Raw genomic sequence first — 18,442 nt, 5'->3', positions numbered from 1 at the left:
AAGCAATTTGACTACTCGAAAGAGCATCAGATTGCGGTGTGTGAAGACGAAACGAACCGAAAGTTCGATGTTCACAAACACCGAAAGCTGTCACATACCCAATTTGCTGAAGCGAGGCCATCTGGTCACGAGTCAGTACCCGAATTTCTTGACGACCATAGAGCGTTGGAACCACCTGATCCCATCCCGAACTCAGCAGTGAAACGATGCATCGCCGATGGTAGTGTGGGGTTTCCCCATGTGAGAGTAGGTCATCGTCAAGATTAAATTCCGAAACCCCAATTGCGAAAGCAGTTGGGGTTTTGTTTTGCCAGCAGGAAAGTTTCAGGTCTGGCTGTACATAGTCAACAACCCCGACCAGTGTGGCCTGTCGGGGGATATCCATGCGGGTGCGTTGCAGATTAATCTGCGGCGCCGCCTCCTGCTTTACCCATTGAAGTACTGACCTGAGTAATGCGTCGCCGTCCATGGACTTGATACTCGCGCTCTTGTTCTATCGAGCCCGGTTTACGCATCGTCAGCTGCGCGTACAGTCCGTCTTTCTTACCGTAGTTTCCGAAATGGTCGTTCAGTCTGGCGATAAAACATTCATTGCCGATGGTCACCGGAAAGTCGGCGATCGTTTCAATCACATAATAGCCCGCGCCATAACCGTAATATTCCTCGGGGTCCTCTGCTGACCGAGGAATAGGGCACAGCGGTTTTCTTTTCCCACCAGTGTCGGATGATTCTTCGCCCACCGTCGCGAGACCTTTTGCAAGTGCGCGCTGGAGTTTGGGTTCCAGCGTGTAAGTGGTCTTGTTGTCCTCTTTAGTCTGATTGCGGGGAATGCTGAGCTGATAGCGATAGCGAACCGTCAGCGTGGGCACTTCGACATTGACTTGCAGTGGGCTGAGTAAATAGACCTGATCAACGCCATAATTGCTGTCGCGATATGCGGCATAGACCTTGCCGCGAATGCTGATCCAGTTCCCCGACTGATTGGCGCCGCGATCACTGATGGAATACAGCGAGCTGCCGACACCTGATTCTTCGCCCAGTACAGCGGTTCTGCGAATGAAGCGGTCACCGTCGCGGCGATAGGTTTCGAAGAAACTAAACAACCCCGTGCCTCCGGTGTAGGTCTGGACGATTAAGTCGCGTTGCCCGTCTTCGTTCAGATCCAGCAAGTTGAACGTGGTCTGCCCCTGCTCAGTATCATTACCCAGATTGGACGCCAGCAAAGCCTTCCACTCACTTTGTGTAACACCCTTGGGGGCGGTTTTCGGAAAGTGGGTTTTTTCGGCGTATTCACCCTCGTCCGGTTCTGCGTTAAACATAGTCAGTGGACTTTTAATCGCTAAAGAAGCGAGCGTCCGTTCCAGGGCAAATTGCGGATCACTTTTGCTTGCCGCTTGAGTACGCTTTTGCAGATCGTCCAGGGCCTGTTTGTCGATGTCATTCGGCTTGTAGACTACCGCTTCCTTCCACTGCGCCTTTAATACTTGCAGGTGTTCGCTGTAGCGATGTTCGAGACAAGAGACATCATCCGTGCATTCGCCACGGGTGTTTAGCCACTGACGTTGAAGCGTCTTGAGCTCAGATTTAGCGTCTGCTGAAACCTTCATCAATCCCCGATAAACCACCCCCATTTGCGCATCCAGTTCATACAGCGACTTGTTCGCGCAAACAGTGTTTTCGACGGCATTCGCCGCTTTTGTGCAATCCATTCCAGCCGCCATTGCCTGCTGAACAAACAGCAGAGCGCAGGCGGGCACGATGTAGCGTCCTTTGATGTACACGATGTAAGCCTTGTAGTGGGAAGTTGTCCTGGTGCGCAGGGTAAATGCTCGCAGAGGAATCTTGAAGCGCTGGCTTCAGGGAACCGCACTTCTGGCCGATAACCCATTCGGTGACTTAAAAGTCGCGCGAAATCGCTTGATAGCATTTTGCCGCCAGCTATCATCTGCGCGCCTGAAATTGCCCTCACTTCAATTGCCTGGAAATCTTCGATGCTGTCGTATCACCAAAAAAGTTTTCTGATCGTCGATGATTTCTCGGATTTCCGCAGTTCCGTGCGTTCGATGCTGCGTGAGCTCGGGGTCAAGGACGTCGACACGGCCGACACCGGTGAGCAGGCGCTGAAGATGTGCGCGCAGAAGTCCTACGATTTCATCCTGCAGGATTTCCATCTCGGCGATGGAAAGAAGAATGGCCAGCAGGTGCTCGAAGATCTGATGTCGGAAAAGCTCATCAGCCATGAAGCGGTGTTTGTCATGGTGACGGCCGAGACCAGTCAGGCGATGGTGCTCAGTGCTCTGGAGCACGAACCGGATGCGTACCTGACCAAGCCGTTCAACCGCTCCGGCCTGGCCCAGCGCCTGGAGCGTCTGGAGCAGCGCAAGACGTTGCTCAAGCCGATTCTACAAGCCCTCGATCGCGGCAAACCGGTCGAGGTGCTTAATGCCTGCATCGCCCTGTGCAAGCAGGACATTCGCTATTCACCGCTGTGCCTGCGTTATCGCGCCGATGCGCTGCGCGAGATGAATCAGAACGAAGCGCTGGAACGACTCTATGACAGCATCATTGCTGACCGGCCGTTGCCATGGGCATTTGCCGGACTTGGCAAATTGCTGTTCAAGCGTGGCCAGGTGGCGCAAGCCAAGGGCGTTTATGAAAAGGCCCTGAAGGTGTTCCCGATGATGCCGGCGCTGTACGACGGCATGGCCGATGTACTGGTCGCCGAAGGCGATAGCAAAGGTGCGCAACGGGTGCTGGAGGAGGCGATTCGCCTATCTCCCTTGGCGGTGCGTCGGCAGGCGTTGCTGGGCAAACTGGCGATGGCCAACGAAGACTTCGACACCGCGTCCCGCGCCTATCGTCAGGCCGTAGCGCAAGGCGCGCAGTCGCGCTTCAAGGATCCGGAAAGTAATCTCGGCCTGGCTCACGCGTTGATCAGCAAAGGCAGCGAGCGCGGGCTCGACACGCGCACACGCCTGGAGATCAACACCACGCTCAGTGCGGTGGCCAAAGAAAACCCGAGCGACCCCGGCCTGCAGATTCGCGCGCGTCTGATGAAAGCCACCAGCCTGCTGCTCAACGATGCCGAGACCGCTGACAAGCTCACCGAGCAAGCGCTGATGCGCCTCGACGGTATGGAACAGTTCATGAGTCCGGAAGCTGCGCTGTTGGTCGCCAAGCAATTGCAGATGCTCGGACAGGCCGAGGCGGGCACCTCGATGCTCAAGAGCTGCGCAGAGATCTACGGTGACGATCCGGCAGTAATGAAAGACATCGCCAAGCTCACTGATGACCCGACTATCCTCAGTTCCAGCAACGCCGCTGCTGACCTCAACCGTCAGGGCGTGCGCGTGTACAAGACCGGCAACCTGGTGGAGGCCCGTGAGGTGTTCCGCAAGGCGCTGAAGATGCAACCGAAGAACATCAGTATCGCGCTGAACATGGCCCAGTCGCTGCTCCACGGCACCGACACCAGTGTGCCGTCGGCGGAACTGGAAGAATGTCGGGCCTGCCTGAAAATGGTTGGCCTGATGCCCGACACCGACGCGCGTTTTGCGCGTTATCAGAAGCTGAAAAGCAAGGCGTTTGGCGAATGAACCACGACGAGCAAGCTCTGGATTTTTCTACGGTGATCGCCTCCACCGTCCACGACATGAAGAACTCGCTGGCCATGCTCATGCAGGCCCACAGCCAATGGCTGGCACGGTTGCCTGAGGCGCAACGGCTAGGCGCGGAGCAGGGTGTGATCGACTTCGAGTTTGCCCATCTCAACGGCATGCTGGTGCAACTGCTCGGGCTGTACAAGCTCGGCGTCAACCAGATGCCGCTGCAACCGGCGTATCACGAACTCGATGACTTTATCGAGGCGCAACTGGCGGCGCATCAGGAAGTGTTTGCCAGTCGCGGGATCATCGCCACCTATGAAGTCGATCCGCTGAGCCCGTTGGGTTTCTTCGACCGTGAGCTGATTGCCTCGGTGCTGGGCAACTGCATCAATAACGCCATTCGTTACGCCCGCGAATCGCTGCTGATCACCGTCAGTGACGAGGCTGGGCAACTGGTGCTGAGTATCAACGACGACGGCGACGGTTATCCGGCCGAGATGCTCGAGCGCCAGGCCGATTATGTACAGGGCATCAATCACAGCAGTGGCAGCACCGGGCTCGGTTTGTATTTCGCCAATCGTATCGCGGCGCTGCATCAGCGCAATGGTGTCGAAGGACGCACCGAAATCCGCAACGGCGGACCGCTTGGCGGCGGGGTGTTCAGCCTTTATCTGCCGTGACACAGGTTTTTCTTTGACGCTGCTTGATATTCCGAACAGCCGGAGCCTATTTTGTGCGGGTCGCCGTTCGCGGCTCGCACAATAACAAGGATTGCGTCATGACAACCGATGGCCAGGGTTCACTCGCGCAGCGATTGACCGGCATTGATGAGATTGAATGTGTTACGCCGGATCTGAATGGCGTGCCGCGCGGCAAAGTGATGACCGCTGAGGGTTTCCTCGAAGGGCGGCGTCTGCAACTGGCCCGTGGCGTGCTGTTGCAATGCATCATGGGCGGTTACCCGGCAGCACGGTTTTACGGCAGCGACGACGGCGATCTCGCTCTGATTGCCGACCCGACCCAGATCCATCGTTTGCCATGGAGTGACGACCCGCGTGCCCTGGCGATTTGCGATGCCGATGAGTTGAGCGGCGAAAGCTCCAACCTGTCGACTCGCGGTCAGCTCAAGAAAGTCATTGCCCGTTATGCCGCGCGCGGCCTGGCGCCGGTGGTGGCGACCGAGCTGGAATTCTTTGTCTTCGCGCCGAATACCGATCCGACCCAGCCGTTCCTTCCGCCAGTAGGCCTTGACGGGCGTCGCGAGGATGGCCAATCGGCGTTCAGCATCAGTTCCAATAACGGTCTGCGGCCGTTCTTCAACGAAGTCTATAAGTGCATGGCGGCACTCGGTCTGCCGCGCGATACCTTCATGCACGAGATGGGCGTCAGCCAGTTCGAGATCAATCTGCTGCATGGTGATCCACTGCTGCTGGCCGATCAGACGTTCCTGTTCAAGCACCTGCTCAAGGAAGTCGCGCTCAAGCACGGCTTGACTGTGGTGTGCATGGCCAAGCCGCTGGCACACACGCCAGGCAGTTCGATGCACATTCATCAGAGCATCGTCGAGACCGGTAGCGGCAAGAATGTCTTCAGTGATGCGCACGGCGAGCCAACCGCGATGTTTCGCCACTTCATCGGTGGCCAGCAGGCGGGCATGGCCGATTTCACCGCACTGTTTGCACCTAATGTGAATTCCTATCAGCGCCTGTGCCATCCGTACGCATCACCGAACAACGCCTGCTGGTCGCACGACAACCGGGCGGCCGGTCTGCGAATTCCGGCCAGTTCGCCGGTTGCCCGTCGGGTGGAAAACCGTTTGCCGGGCGCCGATGCGAATCCGTATCTGGCGATCGCCGCCAGTCTGGCTGCCGGTTTGCACGGGATCGAGAATGAGCTGGAACCGAGCGAAGCGATTCAGGGCGAGTTCGCGGTGCCGGACAATCTTGCGCTGCCGTGTACCTTGCACGCCGCGCTCGAACGTCTGAAACGTAGCCAATTGGCGAGGGAACTGTTCGGACCGGAGTTCATCGAAGGCTACATCGCTTCGAAGACCATGGAGTTGACCAGCTTCTTTGATGAAATCACTCCCTGGGAACGACGTGTTCTAGCAGCCCAGGCCTGACGTACCGCCGCCATCGGGCTATCGTTCTGGTAGCCCGATATTTACTGCAAGGAGCCGCTCGGAACGCCGATGCGCCAAATCTGGAAATCCTTTCGAGCACTGTATTTCGCCTCGCTGATGATGTTGATCGGCTCGGGCCTTCTATCCACTTATCTGGCATTGCGTCTGGCCGCTGACAATGTCGACGGCCTCTGGGTCGGCGCGCTGATGGCGGCCAACTATTTTGGTCTGGTGCTGGGCGGCAAGATCGGTCACCGACTGATTGCCCGGGTCGGGCACATCCGTGCTTATTCGGCCTGTGCCGGGATCGTTGGGGCGGCGGTGCTTGGCCACGGTCTGGTCGATTGGCTGCCGGCGTGGCTGGTGCTGCGGACCATCGTCGGTCTGGGCATGATGTGCCAGTACATGGTGATCGAGAGCTGGCTCAACGAACAGGCGGACGCCAATCAGCGTGGCCTGGTGTTCAGCGGCTACATGATCGCTTCGTACCTGGGCCTGGTCCTCGGCCAATTGATTCTGGTCATGCATCCGGGCCTGGGGCTGGAACTGCTGATGCTGGTCGCGCTGTGTTTCGCCCTGTGTCTGGTGCCCGTGGCATTGACGCGGCGGATTCACCCGGCGCCACTGCATCCGGCGCCGATGGAGCCACGCTTCTTTATCAAGCGCGTACCGCAGTCGTTGAGTACGGTGCTGGGTGCCGGTTTGATCATCGGCTCGTTTTACGGTCTGGCACCGCTGTACGCCTCGCAACAAGGGCTATCGACCGAGCAGGTTGGTCTGTTCATGGGTAGCTGCATCTTTGCCGGTTTACTGGTGCAGTGGCCGTTGGGCTGGTTGTCCGATCGTTATGACCGGGCGCTGCTGATTCGCTGCTTTGCCGGGTTTCTGGCGGTGGCGGCGTTGCCGTTGGCCGTGCTGCCGCAGGTTCCGCTGGAGGTGTTGTTCGGGGTTGGTTTCCTGTGCTCGCTGGTGCAGTTCTGTCTGTACCCACTGGCGGTGGCATTCTCCAATGACCATGTGGAAGGTGATCGCCGCGTGTCGCTGACGGCGATGCTGCTGGTGACTTATGGTGTCGGCGCGAGCATCGGGCCGTTGCTTGCGGGCGTGTTGATGAAGCTGTTTGGCAGCCAGAGCCTGTATGCGTTCTTCAGCTTTTTCGCGTTGGTGCTGGTGTGGCGGATCCGGCCGAAGGCCGTGACCAATCTGCATCAGGTCGACGACGCGCCGCTGCATCACGTGGCCATGCCGGACAGCATGTCCAGCTCACCGCTGGTGGCGGCCCTTGATCCTCGGGTAGACGAGCAGGTGGTGCAGGAGCAGATGGTGCAAGACCCTGTGCAGGCGCCGGCAAGTCCCGAGCCTGAAGCTGATGCTCCGTCAGAGCCTGCGGCAGAAGTCGAACCGGATACCGATAAACCCGCGCCTGATCTCAGCGGCGGCAGACCCTGAGCTGAACAAAAACCACCGCGCATAAAAAAGGGCAGTCCCGCCAAGGACTGCCCTTTTTATCGGCCGCAACGAATCAGAGATCGTCTTTGTCGAAACGGCGTGCTTCACGTTGCAACTGATACACGAAACGCTCAACGTTGCGCGCAGCCTGGCCACTGATGTTGTGGAAACGCAGACCGGCAAAGGTGATGTTGAGTTTTTCTTCGAAATGCAGATAGCGCAATTCGACGGAGATCGGCTGGTTGCCGAACAGCGGCGGGGCGATCAAGCGGTCATAAACCTGGCCCAATTGCAGGCGGTCGGTGATATCACCTTCGAAACGCAGCTTGCAGCCGGTCGCGGAGATATCCAGCAGTTTGCCGTTGATTGGCGCCTTGAGTTTTTCACCGCCCAGTTCAACGCTGACCAGATCGGTCAGTTTCAGTGCTGCGCGGAAGGCATTGCGGCGCTGGTGGTAAACCACTTCAGTCGGCAGTGCGCCGGTGTAGAAACGATCACCCTCGGATTCTTCGATATTCAGCGTGCCGGTGCATTCCCAGGCGATGCGCACGCCTTCATGAAAACCTTCAACCTTGAATGGCTCACCGGCCTGCAGGAAACGTTCGCCATCACGCGGGATCATCTCGTCCAGTGCGATCGTAGCGCTGTCGCGGTCGACTTTGATCAGATAGCTCTGGAAGCGCTGGCTGCGCTCATGAAAGGTGATGATCAGCGGATCGTGGCTTTCTTGCAGCTGGCGCAGGTTGCTGGAGATTTCCAGTGGCGTGGTAAGCACCTTAGGGGGCTGCGGAGCATCATCCGCGCTGAGGGCGTTGGACACGGTTTATCAATCTCCAGACAAAATATGACGACTAGCCAGCATTTTGCCAGCATGTTTCGCGGGTTGATAGAGCTGGCGCATCAACGGCTCATGCCTGGCTGAGCGGACGCGGTGTGGCGGGTTTGGCAAATGTACCGCTGGCGTTATACAGCGCCGGCGCTTCACCGCCGGTGAGGATCTTCAGCTGATTGGCCGTGGCGGCCTGCTGGATCTGGATCGACTGGCCATTCTTGAGGTTGGCCGCCTGGCATTGAGCAATCAGATCGGTCAGGGCATCGCCTTGGCTCAGCAACTGGTCGCCAATGCTCGACTGGCCAGCCAGTTGCTCAAGACCTGCACGATCAGTCGGCAGGTTGAGGCTGGCGAGGATTTCACTGCGCTTGCGGCCATGCTGTTCAAGCAGAATGATCAATGCCTGTTTATGCGCCAGAATTTCTTCTAGCAATGGCATGTCGCGACCGTGCAACGCGAGGGATTCGGTTTGCAGCAACTCCAGCAATTGTTGAGCTGGAGCAAAGTCGTCGTTGATCAATTGCAATAAATTAGTGTCGTGCATGGCTGGCCTTGGGTTTTAAGCGTCCAAAAGCCTGGCGCCGGCAAAAGCCTAGCGCTGGGCTTCGAAGTTGAGCAGTTTGCTGGCTACACGGTTGCTGTCGACTTTATAGCTGCCATCGGCAATCGCGGCTTTCAACTCGGCCACACGGGCTTTGTCGACAGCAGGTTGATCGCGCAGCTTGTCAGTGACCTTCTGCAACTGTTGAGCCTCATTGCTGAGGTGTACCGATTCCCCGCTTTTTGCGGTACTGGCCGGTTCGGCCTGGGTATTCAGCGGCGCGGAGGTACCGGTTTCGGCGGTTTCCTTGGCGTTGCTGGTACGTGTACTGCCCGTAAGTGACGAGGAGCTGTTCAAACGGCTGAAATCGATGACCATGATAAAAACCTCTGGGAATTTGGACGCTTGCCATGTTTTCGGCCATCCCCTGGAAAACTTTAGGCACATTTACAATGAGCCTTGCATGCGCCGGCGCGTGTCCTGCTGCGGCACAGTTTAGGGAACAGCCGGGGTCAGCGCCAGTTTTCTACATCGCCACTTCCACTTGGCCGGGCGCGGTGACTTGCGCCTTGATGACCCGTTGCGAGTTGAGGTTTTTCACCCGGATCTGTTCTTTCAAACCACCATTGGCCAGCGCTTCCCCGGGCATGCGCACGGCGAGTGTGCCGCTGCGGGCAGTGATGACCACTTGATCACCCTTGCGAATGACTTCCGCCTGTTCCAGATGGACCAGAGTAATGACCTGATCGGCTACCGTTGGTCGGGTTAATTTCTGCCCGATCGCTTCGTCTACCGAGGTCAGAAAGCCTTGGTTGATCGTGCTCACGTCGCGTTCACGCAGGGTCACGTCCTGTGGTTCGATGATCCCTGCACGTTTCAGCGGTCGGGTGGTTGTCACAATCTCGCGAAACAGGCGGACTTGAGCGGGCACGAACACAGTCCAGGGCGAGGCGCCCTCACAGCGGACCTTCACGGTAACCCGGCCCAGCGGACGTGCCGGACTCTCCAAAGTCGCTGTCAATTCCTTGTCGCACATAGGCATGCGCATACGAGGGTCGAGCTGGTTTACTTCGATCTCGTAGCGGCCTTCCGTTTGACTGGTGGCCAGATAGTCTTCTACGGTGAACTCAAGAAAGCCCTGAGTGACGCCGATAAGCATGTCAGGCAAGGTAACCGCATCAGCAATGGCAGGGCTGCCAGCGAAAAAGCAGCAGACGGCGGACATCGCGCAAAGGTTTTTGCGAGCGCGGGAGGTCAGGTGTCGGAAAAATGTCGTTTGAGCGTTCATACGAGTTAAAAAGCAAGCGCCGTGCCGTTTAGCAATGAATGTGCGTCGCAACAACACTTGGCGTTGGTGTAGGAGTCTGGGCATGGCTGGTGTAATGGATTCGGTGAACCAGCGCACGCAACTGGTGGGGCAGAATCGCCTGGAGCTGTTGTTGTTCCGTCTCGACGGTCAGCAGCTCTACGGAATCAACGTGTTCAAGGTGCGGGAAGTGTTGCAGTGCCCGTCGCTGACGTTGATGCCCAAGTCCAGTCCTGTCGTGTGCGGGGTGGCAAATATCCGGGGGGCGACCATTCCGATCCTTGATCTGGCAATGGCCACCGGTTCCGGAGCGTTGAAGGACAAGAACAACCCGTTCGTGATCATCACGGAGTACAACACCAAGACCCAGGGTTTCCTGGTCCGCTCGGTGGAGCGCATCGTCAACATGAACTGGGAAGAGATTCATCCACCGCCCAAGGGCACGGGTCGCGATCACTACCTGACGGCTGTGACTCGGGTGGACAATCAGTTAGTCGAAATCATCGACGTCGAGAAAGTGCTGGCGGAAGTTGCGCCGACACCGGAAGCGATTTCGGTGGGCGTGGTCGATGTCGAGACCCAGACCAAGGCACTGTCATTGCGTGTCTTGACGGTCGATGACTCGTCGGTGGCGCGCAAGCAGGTCACGCGTTGTCTGCAGACAATCGGGGTCGAAGTGGTGGCGCTGAACGACGGCAAACAGGCGCTGGATTACCTGCGCAAGCTGGTCGATGAGGGCAAGAAGCCGGAAGAAGAGTTCCTGATGATGATTTCCGACATCGAGATGCCGGAGATGGACGGGTACACCCTGACGGCGGAAATCCGCGGCGACGCACGCATGCAAAAGCTTCATATCATCCTGCATACTTCGTTGTCGGGGGTATTCAACCAGGCGATGGTCAAGAAAGTCGGTGCAGATGACTTTTTGGCCAAATTCCGTCCTGATGACCTCGCATCCCGGGTAGTCGACCGGATCAAAGCAGCAGATATCAGCTAGGAGCGTTTTGCTCCTGGCGGTCAACACGATTTAAGAGGCGGCATCATTGTCTACGGGTAATTTGGATTTCGAACAGTTCCGGGTCTTCCTGGAAAAAGCCTGTGGCATTCTGCTCGGTGAAAACAAGCAGTACCTGGTCTCGAGCCGTCTCAACAAACTGATGGAGCAGCAAGGCATCAAATCCCTGGGTGAGCTGGTTCAGCGCATCCAGACCCAGCCGCGCAGCGGTTTGCGCGAGCAGGTAGTTGATGCCATGACGACCAACGAAACCCTGTGGTTTCGTGACACCTATCCGTTTGAAGTCTTGAAGAACAAGGTGCTGCCTGAAGCGATCAAGGCCAGCCCCAACCAGCGCTTGCGGATCTGGTCAGCGGCGTGCTCGTCGGGCCAGGAACCGTACTCGCTGTCGATGTCGATCGACGAGTTCGAGCGAACCAACCTCGGCCAGTTGAAGATGGGCGTGCAGATTGTCGCCACTGATTTGTCCGGTCTTATGCTGACCAACTGCAAGACCGGCGAATACGACAGTCTGGCGATCGGTCGCGGTTTGTCGCCGGAACGCCTGCAGCGTTATTTCGACCCGAAAGGGCCGGGGCGCTGGGTGATCAAGGCGCCGATCAAGAACCGGGTGGAGTTCCGTTCGTTCAACCTGCTCGACAGCTATGCCGCGCTGGGCAAGTTCGACATCGTGTTCTGCCGCAACGTGTTGATTTACTTCTCTGCCGAAGTGAAGAAAGACATCTTGTTGCGCATTCACAGCACGTTGAAGCCGGGCGGTTATCTGTTCCTTGGCGCTTCCGAAGCGTTGAACGGTTTGCCGGATCATTACCAGATGGTGCAGTGCAGCCCGGGGATTATTTACCAGGCGAAATAACCGTATCGGCAACACCAAAAAACGGCAGGTCCCAAAAAGACCTGCCGTTTTTTATGCCCAAAGAAATTCTCCCTGACACCATAAACCCCCTGTAGGAGTGAGCCTGCTCGCGATAGCGGTAGCACATTCAGCAGCATCGGTACCTGACACACCGCTATCGCGAGCAGGCTCACTCCTACAGGGGATCGTGGTGTGTATGAGATGGACGGCAAGCGGCAGAAAAGCGGCATCCGGCGGAAACCGGTTGCCGCTTTTCTGGCATTGCCGCTTTGCTGACTCCCTGCAAAGCCCCGGTTTATGCGGCTTTTGTGGTTTGGCACGGCGCTTGCTAAAGCTCAGTTACGAAAAACCGGTCACCTGAAGGTTCCCGACATGAGCATCAGCTTCGATAAAGCGCTCGGCATTCACGAAAAGGCATTGGGCTTCCGCGCCCAGCGTGCCGAAGTGCTGGCCAACAACATCGCCAACGCCGACACCCCGAACTACAAGGCTCGGGATCTGGATTTCTCCAAAGTGCTTGAAGCACAGACCCAGAAAAACGCTAACGGCACCATCGCCCTGAACATGACCAACAGCCGTCACATCGAAGCTGAAGGCCTGGGCAATGGCGACGAATCGCTGATGTATCGCACGCCGATGCAACCGTCGATCGACCAGAACACCGTGGACGCTCAACTGGAACAGTCGAACTACGCGGAAAACGCCGTCGGCTTCCAGGCCAGCTTCACCCTGCTCAACAGCAAATTCAAAGGGCTGGTGTCAGCCCTGCGCGGAGAGTAATCCATGTCCCTGTCCAGCGTTTTCAACATTGCCGGCAGCGGCATGAGCGCACAAACCACGCGTCTGAACACCGTGGCGTCGAACATCGCCAACGCCGAAACCGTCTCGTCGAGCATCGACCAGACCTATCGCGCCCGTCACCCGGTATTCGCCACCATGTTCCAGGGCGGCCAGAACAGCGGCAGCAATTCGCTGTTCCAGAGCCAGGATGCGGCCGGTCAGGGCGTACAGGTGCTCGGTGTGGTCGAAGACCAGAGCAACCTCGAGGCGCGTTACGAGCCGAACCATCCGGCGGCCGACGCCAAAGGCTACGTCTACTACCCGAACGTCAACGTGGTGGAAGAAATGGCTGACATGATTTCCGCGAGCCGCTCGTTCCAGACCAACGCCGAAATGATGAACACCGCCAAAACCATGATGCAGAAGGTACTGACCCTCGGTCAGTAATAAGGGGCGACTGCCATGAGTGTTTCCGATACCACTAGCAGCCTGAGCATGAATGACATCCTGGCGAACTCGTCGAAAAAGACCAGTTCGACCACCGGAGGCATTGCTTCGGCGACCAACAGCGCCACCGGCGGCCAGGCACTGGGCAAGGATGCGTTCCTGCAATTGCTGGTCACCCAGCTGAAAAACCAGAACCCGCTTGATCCGCAGGACAACAGTGCCTTCGTTGCGCAGTTGGCACAGTTCAGCAGCCTTGAGGGCATCACCACCCTCAACAGCACTGTCAGCTCGCTGGCTGGCAACTACAACTCCTCGCAGGCGTTGCAGGCTTCGTCGCTGGTGGGCCGCAATGTGATCGTGCAGACCAACTCGGTTCAGCTCGACGATCCGAGCAAAGGCATGACCGGCTCGGTCAGCGTTCCGTCGTCGATTGCCGGCGGCACCGTCAGCATCACCGACAGCAGCGGCACGGTGGTTCGCACCATCGATCTGGGCAGCCGCGCCGCAGGCAGCGCGAGCTTCACCTGGGACGGCAAGGACAAGGACGGCAATGTGGTCAAGACCGGTACCTATACCGTCAAGGCCAACGCATCGATCAATGGCACCTCGACCGATATGGCGACCTACCTGCCGGCCACCGTCACCAGCGTGACGATCAGCCAGACCGGCGGCGAGCTGATGCTCAACCTGTCCGGCAAGGGCACCGTTGCCCTGTCCAAAGTACAAACCATTGGTATATAGAGCCGACTAACCGGCACAAAGGAGTGGAATATGTCTTTCAATATCGGCCTTAGCGGTCTCTATGCAGCCAACAAACAACTGGACGTGACCGGCAACAACATCGCCAACGTCGCGACCGCCGGTTTCAAATCGTCCCGTGCAGAATTCGAAGACGTTTACTCGTCGACTCGCCTGGGCAGCGGCAGCAAAGTGATCGGCAACGGTGTGCGTCTGGCCAACGTTTCCCAGCAGTTCACCCAAGGTGACATCAACAACACCGGCAACGTGTTGGACATGGGCATCAACGGTTCCGGTTTCTTCACCATGAGCAACAATGGCTCGGTGTCCTACACCCGTGCCGGTACGTTCAAGGTCGACAACGCCGGTTACATCACCAACACCGACTACACCTCGCGTCTGCAAGGTTATGGTGTGGATGCCAACGGCAAGATCGTCAATGGTGTGTTGACCGACCTCAAGATCGACACTTCAAACCTGGCGCCTAAGTCCACCTCGCTGGTGACCTCGACCATCAACCTGAACTCGACCGCGCCAGTGATCGACGACACAGTGGCCGCCGGCAAGTTCGATCCGAACAACCTCGCGACCTACACCAAATCGTTCAGCACGCCGATCTATGACAGCCAGGGCAACATGCACCCCATGGATCAGTACGTGGTGAAAACCGGTGCCAACACCTGGAAGGTCTATACGCTGGTGGACGGTCGTAACCCGGATGCAACGGGCAGTGATCCAAAAGTCACTGCGCCGGTGCCTTCCACCATGACCTTTGACTCCGCTGGCAAGCTGACGCAGGTCAGCACTCTGCCTGGTCCGGTGATCAGCAGTGACCTGAAGCTCACTGGTTGGGTGCCGGGTAATGTCGTCAATGGTACGTTCAAGCCTAATGGTGCGGCCGCGAACCCGGCAGGTATCACCATTTCGATGGCTCAGACCACCCAGTACAACGCAGACACTGCACGTTCGATCCCGACGCAGGATGGTTACGCCACTGGCCAGATCACCAACCTGACCATCGATGGTACCGGTACGCTGTTCGCCAACTTCAGCAACAACCAGAGCAAGGCCATTGGCCAGGTCGCACTGGCGAGTTTCACCAACGAACAAGGCTTGCAGGCAATCGGCGGCACTAGCTGGAAGGAGACTTTCGCTTCGGGTATTCCGGGCTACGATGCGCCGAAAACCGGTACGTTGGGTGAGGTAGTTTCCAACTCGCTGGAAGAGTCGAACGTTAACCTGACCAACGAGCTGGTAGACCTGATCAAGGGCCAGAGCAACTATCAGGCGAACGCCAAGACCATTTCCACTCAGAGCACCATCATGCAGACCATCATTCAGATGACCTGATTCTGGTAGCTGCTTGTGCAAGGGAGCCCCTCTTTTGAGGGGCTTTTTTGTTGGGATTTTTTGGGGGCTGTTTTGATTGGGTGTATATCCGTTGCCGCGGGTGCTGTGGCTGGCGGTTCGCTCTTACAGCGACTCACTCCGACCAATCTCCGATTGCACACTCCCAATCCCACTGTGGGAGCGAGCTTGCTCGCGAAGGCGACCCGAAAGCCAGGCAGCTTCTGCCAGATGTACGCAACCTCTGTAAGCGCTGCCGAAGATAAACGGCGCACAAAAGAAAACCCCCGACACACCAGAAGTCTGTCGGGGGTTTCTTTTGCCTGGAAGAATCAGACGTTTCGCAACGCCTGATTCAGCTCAGCTTATTGGCAAGCTTCGCAATCCGGCTCGTCGATCGCGCAAGCCTTTGGCACTGGCGCAGGACCGGCAGGAGCTGCCAGAACCGAATCGTCGCCGTGGTTGCCGCCGCTGGAAACAGCGTTCAGCTTGCCGGTGTTGATGGTCGACTTCTCGGTGCTGGTCGCGGCCAGGGCACGGAGGTAGTAAGTGGTTTTCAGGCCACGGTACCAGGCCATGCGGTAGGTCACGTCGAGCTTCTTGCCCGATGCGCCGGCGATGTACAGGTTCAGCGACTGGGCCTGGTCGATCCACTTCTGACGACGGCTGGCGGCGTCAACGATCCACTTGGTGTCCACTTCGAACGCGGTCGCATAAAGCTCTTTGAGTTCTTGCGGGATGCGCTCGATCTGCTGAACCGAACCGTCGTAGTACTTCAGGTCGTTGATCATGACCGAGTCCCACAGACCGCGAGCCTTGAGGTCGCGAACCAGGTACGGGTTGATCACGGTGAATTCGCCCGACAGGTTCGATTTCACATACAGGTTCTGGTAGGTCGGTTCGATCGACTGCGATACGCCGGTGATGTTGGCGATGGTCGCGGTCGGTGCGATGGCCATGATGTTGGAGTTACGAATGCCTTTCTGTACACGGGCGCGAACCGGTGCCCAGTCGAGGGTTTCGTTCAGGTCGACATCGATGTACTTCTGGCCACGGGCTTCGATCAGGATCTGTTGCGAATCCAGCGGCAGGATGCCTTTGGACCACAGCGAACCCTGGAACGTCTCGTACGCGCCACGCTCGTCAGCCAGGTCGCAGGACGCCTGGATCGCGTAGTAGCTGACCGCTTCCATCGACTTGTCGGCGAACTCGACGGCAGCGTCGGAACCGTAAGGGATGTGCTGCAGGTACAGCGCGTCCTGGAAGCCCATGATGCCCAGACCGACCGGACGGTGCTTGAAGTTGGAGTTCTTCGCTTGTGGCACCGAGTAGTAGTTGATGTCGATCACGTTATCGAGCATGCGTACAGCGGTGTTCACGGTACGTTCCAGCTTGGCGGTGTCCAGCTTGCCGTCAACGATGTGGTTCGGCAGGTTGATCGAGCCCAGGTTGCAAACGGCGATCTCGTCCTTGTTGGTGTTCAAGGTGATCTCGGTGCACAGGTTCGAGCTGTGAACCACGCCGACGTGCTGCTGCGGGCTGCGCAGGTTGCACGGGTCTTTGAAGGTCAGCCATGGGTGGCCGGTTTCAAACAGCATGGAGAGCATTTTGCGCCACAGGTCTTTGGCCTGGATGGTCTTGAACAGTTTGACCTTGCCTGGGTATTCGGTCAGCGCTTCGTAGTACTCGTAGCGCTCTTCGAAGGCTTTGCCGGTCAGGTCGTGCAGGTCCGGTACTTCGGATGGCGAGAACAGGGTCCACTTGCCGTCATCGAAGACACGCTTCATGAACAGGTCAGGGATCCAGTTGGCGGTGTTCATGTCGTGGGTACGACGACGATCATCACCGGTGTTCTTGCGCAGCTCGATGAACTCTTCGATGTCCATGTGCCAGGTTTCCAGGTAGGCACAGACAGCGCCTTTGCGCTTGCCACCCTGGTTAACGGCTACAGCGGTGTCGTTCACCACTTTGAGGAACGGCACAACGCCTTGCGACTTGCCGTTGGTGCCCTTGATGTACGAACCCAGAGCGCGAACAGGCGTCCAGTCGTTGCCCAGGCCGCCGGCGAATTTCGACAACATGGCGTTGTCGTGGATCGCGTGGTAGATGCCCGACAGGTCATCCGGCACGGTGGTCAGGTAGCAGCTCGACAGCTGTGGACGCAGGGTACCGGCGTTGAACAGGGTCGGGGTCGACGACATGTAGTCGAAGGACGACAGCAGGTTGTAGAACTCGATCGCACGGTCTTCTTTTTGCTTCTCTTCGATCGCCAGGCCCATGGCCACGCGCATGAAGAAGATCTGCGGCAGTTCGAAACGCACGCCATCCTTGTGGATGAAGTAACGGTCGTACAGGGTTTGCAGGCCCAGGTAGGTGAATTGCTGATCACGCTCGTGGTTGATCGCCTTGCCCAGTTTTTCCAGGTCGAAGGAGGCCAGCACAGGGTTCAGCAGTTCGAACTCGATACCTTTGGCGATGTAAGCCGGCAGTGCCTTGGCGTACAGGTCGGCCATTTCGTGGTGAGTGGCGCTTTCGGCCACACCGAGGAAACCCAGACCTTCGGCACGCAGGGTGTCCATCAACAGGCGGGCAGTCACGAACGAGTAGTTCGGCTCACGCTCGACCAGGGTACGGGCGGTCATCACCAGGGCGGTGTTGACGTCGGTCAGGGCCACGCCGTCGTACAGGTTTTTCAGGGTTTCGCGCTGGATCAGGTCGCCGTCGACTTCTTCCAGACCTTCGCAGGCCTCGGTGACGATGGTGTTCAGGCGGCCCATGTCGAGCGGCGCCAGGCTGCCGTCGGCACGGGTGATGCGGATCGACGGGTGAGCGTTGACCGCTTCTTCGGCCGGCGCGTGGGCAGCGCGTTCTTTCGAACGACCGTCACGGTAGATCACGTAGTCGCGAGCAACTTTCTGCTCACCGGCACGCATCAGGGCCAGTTCGACCTGGTCCTGGATTTCTTCGATGTGGATGGTGCCACCCGACGGCATGCGACGCTTGAAGGTCGCGGTGACCTGTTCGGTCAGACGGGCAACGGTGTCATGGATTCGCGACGAAGCGGCAGCGGTGCCGCCTTCAACTGCGAGGAACGCTTTGGTGATAGCGACGGTGATCTTGTCATCGGTGTAAGGAACGACAGTGCCATTGCGCTTGATCACGCGCAGTTGACCAGGCGCGGTGGCTGCCAGATCCGAATTCGAATCAGCGGCCTGCGGCAAGGTGCCCTGCGGGTTCTCGCGAGTTGTGTCGGTTTGCATGGGGGGTGGTCTCCACATTCTCTATGTTTGTTTGGGCACCATCATGGTGCCCACCGTTCTGTCCAGAAGCACTACAGCCGACGGGCGTCGGGTATAACAACTTCGGGACAGTAGGAAAAAAGGCTGATGAAGCCGCATCCTTGC

16 protein-coding genes and 1 rRNA gene are annotated in these 18,442 nt (G+C 57.8%); 11 read left to right on the top strand and 6 right to left on the bottom strand.

Annotated elements, in window-relative coordinates; all coding sequences use genetic code 11:
• Window positions 1-147: 147 nt before the first annotated feature.
• Window positions 148-263 (top strand): 5S ribosomal RNA (gene rrf, locus HU754_RS22500).
• A 138-nt stretch (window positions 264-401) separates the two neighbouring features.
• On the opposite strand, the gene HU754_RS22495 is transcribed toward rrf, so the two are convergent.
• Window positions 402-1,781: a lysozyme inhibitor LprI family protein gene (locus HU754_RS22495; protein WP_186624806.1), complete on the bottom strand. Its 1,380-nt coding sequence runs from the start codon at window positions 1,779-1,781 to the stop codon at window positions 402-404.
• 210 nt (window positions 1,782-1,991) lie between these two features.
• Here HU754_RS22495 and HU754_RS22490 point away from each other — a divergent pair, with 210 nt between their 5' ends.
• From HU754_RS22490 to HU754_RS22475, 4 genes are all read left to right on the top strand, one after another.
• The gene (locus HU754_RS22490; protein WP_093442081.1) at window positions 1,992-3,596 is read left to right on the top strand and encodes a tetratricopeptide repeat-containing response regulator; all 1,605 of its coding nucleotides are present in this window, start codon (window positions 1,992-1,994) and stop codon (window positions 3,594-3,596) included.
• Window positions 3,593-4,285 (top strand): sensor histidine kinase, encoded by a 693-nt coding sequence (locus HU754_RS22485; protein ID WP_093442086.1) that lies wholly within the window; start codon window positions 3,593-3,595, stop codon window positions 4,283-4,285. The genes HU754_RS22490 and HU754_RS22485 overlap by 4 nt, the downstream gene beginning before the upstream one ends.
• Before the next feature lie 200 nt (window positions 4,286-4,485).
• Window positions 4,486-5,727 (top strand): glutamine synthetase family protein, encoded by a 1,242-nt coding sequence (locus HU754_RS22480; RefSeq protein WP_186624809.1) that lies wholly within the window; start codon window positions 4,486-4,488, stop codon window positions 5,725-5,727.
• Window positions 5,728-5,796: 69 nt separating this feature from the next.
• Entirely contained in the window at window positions 5,797-7,176 is a 1,380-nt protein-coding gene (locus HU754_RS22475; protein ID WP_186624805.1) for an MFS transporter, read from the top strand.
• A gap of 73 nt (window positions 7,177-7,249) precedes the next feature.
• Here the strand turns inward: HU754_RS22475 and HU754_RS22470 are convergent, their stop codons facing one another.
• The 4 genes from HU754_RS22470 to flgA form a co-directional block, all read right to left on the bottom strand.
• Window positions 7,250-7,996 (bottom strand): flagellar brake protein, encoded by a 747-nt coding sequence (locus HU754_RS22470; protein ID WP_093442101.1) that lies wholly within the window; start codon window positions 7,994-7,996, stop codon window positions 7,250-7,252.
• Window positions 7,997-8,084: 88 nt separating this feature from the next.
• Window positions 8,085-8,552 (bottom strand): flagella synthesis protein FlgN, encoded by a 468-nt coding sequence (locus HU754_RS22465; protein WP_186624804.1) that lies wholly within the window; start codon window positions 8,550-8,552, stop codon window positions 8,085-8,087.
• A gap of 48 nt (window positions 8,553-8,600) precedes the next feature.
• On the bottom strand, window positions 8,601-8,927 hold the full coding sequence (flgM, locus tag HU754_RS22460; RefSeq protein ID WP_077574151.1) for a flagellar biosynthesis anti-sigma factor FlgM: 327 nt from the start codon (window positions 8,925-8,927) through the stop codon (window positions 8,601-8,603).
• Window positions 8,928-9,075: 148 nt separating this feature from the next.
• Complete coding sequence (gene flgA / locus HU754_RS22455) at window positions 9,076-9,837, bottom strand: flagellar basal body P-ring formation chaperone FlgA (RefSeq protein WP_186624803.1); 762 nt, start codon at window positions 9,835-9,837, stop codon at window positions 9,076-9,078.
• A gap of 82 nt (window positions 9,838-9,919) precedes the next feature.
• Between flgA and HU754_RS22450 the strand changes: the two genes are divergently transcribed.
• From HU754_RS22450 to flgE, 6 genes are all read left to right on the top strand, one after another.
• On the top strand, window positions 9,920-10,852 hold the full coding sequence (locus HU754_RS22450; RefSeq protein WP_007917585.1) for a chemotaxis protein CheV: 933 nt from the start codon (window positions 9,920-9,922) through the stop codon (window positions 10,850-10,852).
• Window positions 10,853-10,898: 46 nt separating this feature from the next.
• Window positions 10,899-11,726, top strand: a complete 828-nt coding sequence (gene cheR / locus HU754_RS22445) for a protein-glutamate O-methyltransferase CheR (RefSeq protein ID WP_016983976.1) — start codon at window positions 10,899-10,901, stop codon at window positions 11,724-11,726.
• Window positions 11,727-12,098: 372 nt separating this feature from the next.
• Window positions 12,099-12,506, top strand: coding sequence for a flagellar basal body rod protein FlgB (gene flgB, locus HU754_RS22440; protein WP_007917581.1), 408 nt, complete (start codon window positions 12,099-12,101; stop codon window positions 12,504-12,506).
• Window positions 12,507-12,509: 3 nt separating this feature from the next.
• Window positions 12,510-12,953, top strand: coding sequence for a flagellar basal body rod protein FlgC (flgC, locus tag HU754_RS22435; protein ID WP_003227217.1), 444 nt, complete (start codon window positions 12,510-12,512; stop codon window positions 12,951-12,953).
• A gap of 15 nt (window positions 12,954-12,968) precedes the next feature.
• Window positions 12,969-13,694, top strand: coding sequence for a flagellar hook assembly protein FlgD (flgD, locus tag HU754_RS22430; RefSeq protein ID WP_093442110.1), 726 nt, complete (start codon window positions 12,969-12,971; stop codon window positions 13,692-13,694).
• Window positions 13,695-13,724: 30 nt separating this feature from the next.
• Complete coding sequence (gene flgE / locus HU754_RS22425) at window positions 13,725-15,041, top strand: flagellar hook protein FlgE (RefSeq protein ID WP_186624802.1); 1,317 nt, start codon at window positions 13,725-13,727, stop codon at window positions 15,039-15,041.
• 362 nt (window positions 15,042-15,403) lie between these two features.
• Here the strand turns inward: flgE and HU754_RS22420 are convergent, their stop codons facing one another.
• The gene (locus HU754_RS22420; protein ID WP_186624801.1) at window positions 15,404-18,298 is read right to left on the bottom strand and encodes a ribonucleoside-diphosphate reductase subunit alpha; all 2,895 of its coding nucleotides are present in this window, start codon (window positions 18,296-18,298) and stop codon (window positions 15,404-15,406) included.
• Window positions 18,299-18,442: the final 144 nt, after the last annotated feature.

Origin of the sequence: Pseudomonas zeae, from assembly GCF_014268485.2 — a bacterium.
GTDB lineage: Bacteria > Pseudomonadota > Gammaproteobacteria > Pseudomonadales > Pseudomonadaceae > Aquipseudomonas > Aquipseudomonas neuropathica.
The sequence above is the reverse complement of the archived record's forward strand: the minus strand, read 5'-3'. Positions and strand labels throughout refer to the sequence as shown.

Excerpts from the sequence above, each read along its gene's own strand:
- HU754_RS22490 (WP_093442081.1), top strand. The coding sequence starts at position 1,992 with ATGCTGTCGTATCACCAAAAAAGTTTTCTGATCGTCGATGATTTCTCG.
- HU754_RS22485 (WP_093442086.1), top strand. The coding sequence starts at position 3,593 with ATGAACCACGACGAGCAAGCTCTGGATTTTTCTACGGTGATCGCCTCC.
- HU754_RS22480 (WP_186624809.1), top strand. The coding sequence starts at position 4,486 with ATGACCGCTGAGGGTTTCCTCGAAGGGCGGCGTCTGCAACTGGCCCGT.
- HU754_RS22475 (WP_186624805.1), top strand. The coding sequence starts at position 5,797 with ATGCGCCAAATCTGGAAATCCTTTCGAGCACTGTATTTCGCCTCGCTG.
- HU754_RS22465 (WP_186624804.1), bottom strand. The coding sequence starts at position 8,552 with ATGCACGACACTAATTTATTGCAATTGATCAACGACGACTTTGCTCCA.
- flgM (WP_077574151.1), bottom strand. The coding sequence starts at position 8,927 with ATGGTCATCGATTTCAGCCGTTTGAACAGCTCCTCGTCACTTACGGGC.
- flgA (WP_186624803.1), bottom strand. The coding sequence starts at position 9,837 with ATGAACGCTCAAACGACATTTTTCCGACACCTGACCTCCCGCGCTCGC.
- HU754_RS22450 (WP_007917585.1), top strand. The coding sequence starts at position 9,920 with ATGGCTGGTGTAATGGATTCGGTGAACCAGCGCACGCAACTGGTGGGG.
- flgB (WP_007917581.1), top strand. The coding sequence starts at position 12,099 with ATGAGCATCAGCTTCGATAAAGCGCTCGGCATTCACGAAAAGGCATTG.
- flgC (WP_003227217.1), top strand. The coding sequence starts at position 12,510 with ATGTCCCTGTCCAGCGTTTTCAACATTGCCGGCAGCGGCATGAGCGCA.
- flgD (WP_093442110.1), top strand. The coding sequence starts at position 12,969 with ATGAGTGTTTCCGATACCACTAGCAGCCTGAGCATGAATGACATCCTG.
- flgE (WP_186624802.1), top strand. The coding sequence starts at position 13,725 with ATGTCTTTCAATATCGGCCTTAGCGGTCTCTATGCAGCCAACAAACAA.
- HU754_RS22420 (WP_186624801.1), bottom strand. The coding sequence starts at position 18,298 with ATGCAAACCGACACAACTCGCGAGAACCCGCAGGGCACCTTGCCGCAG.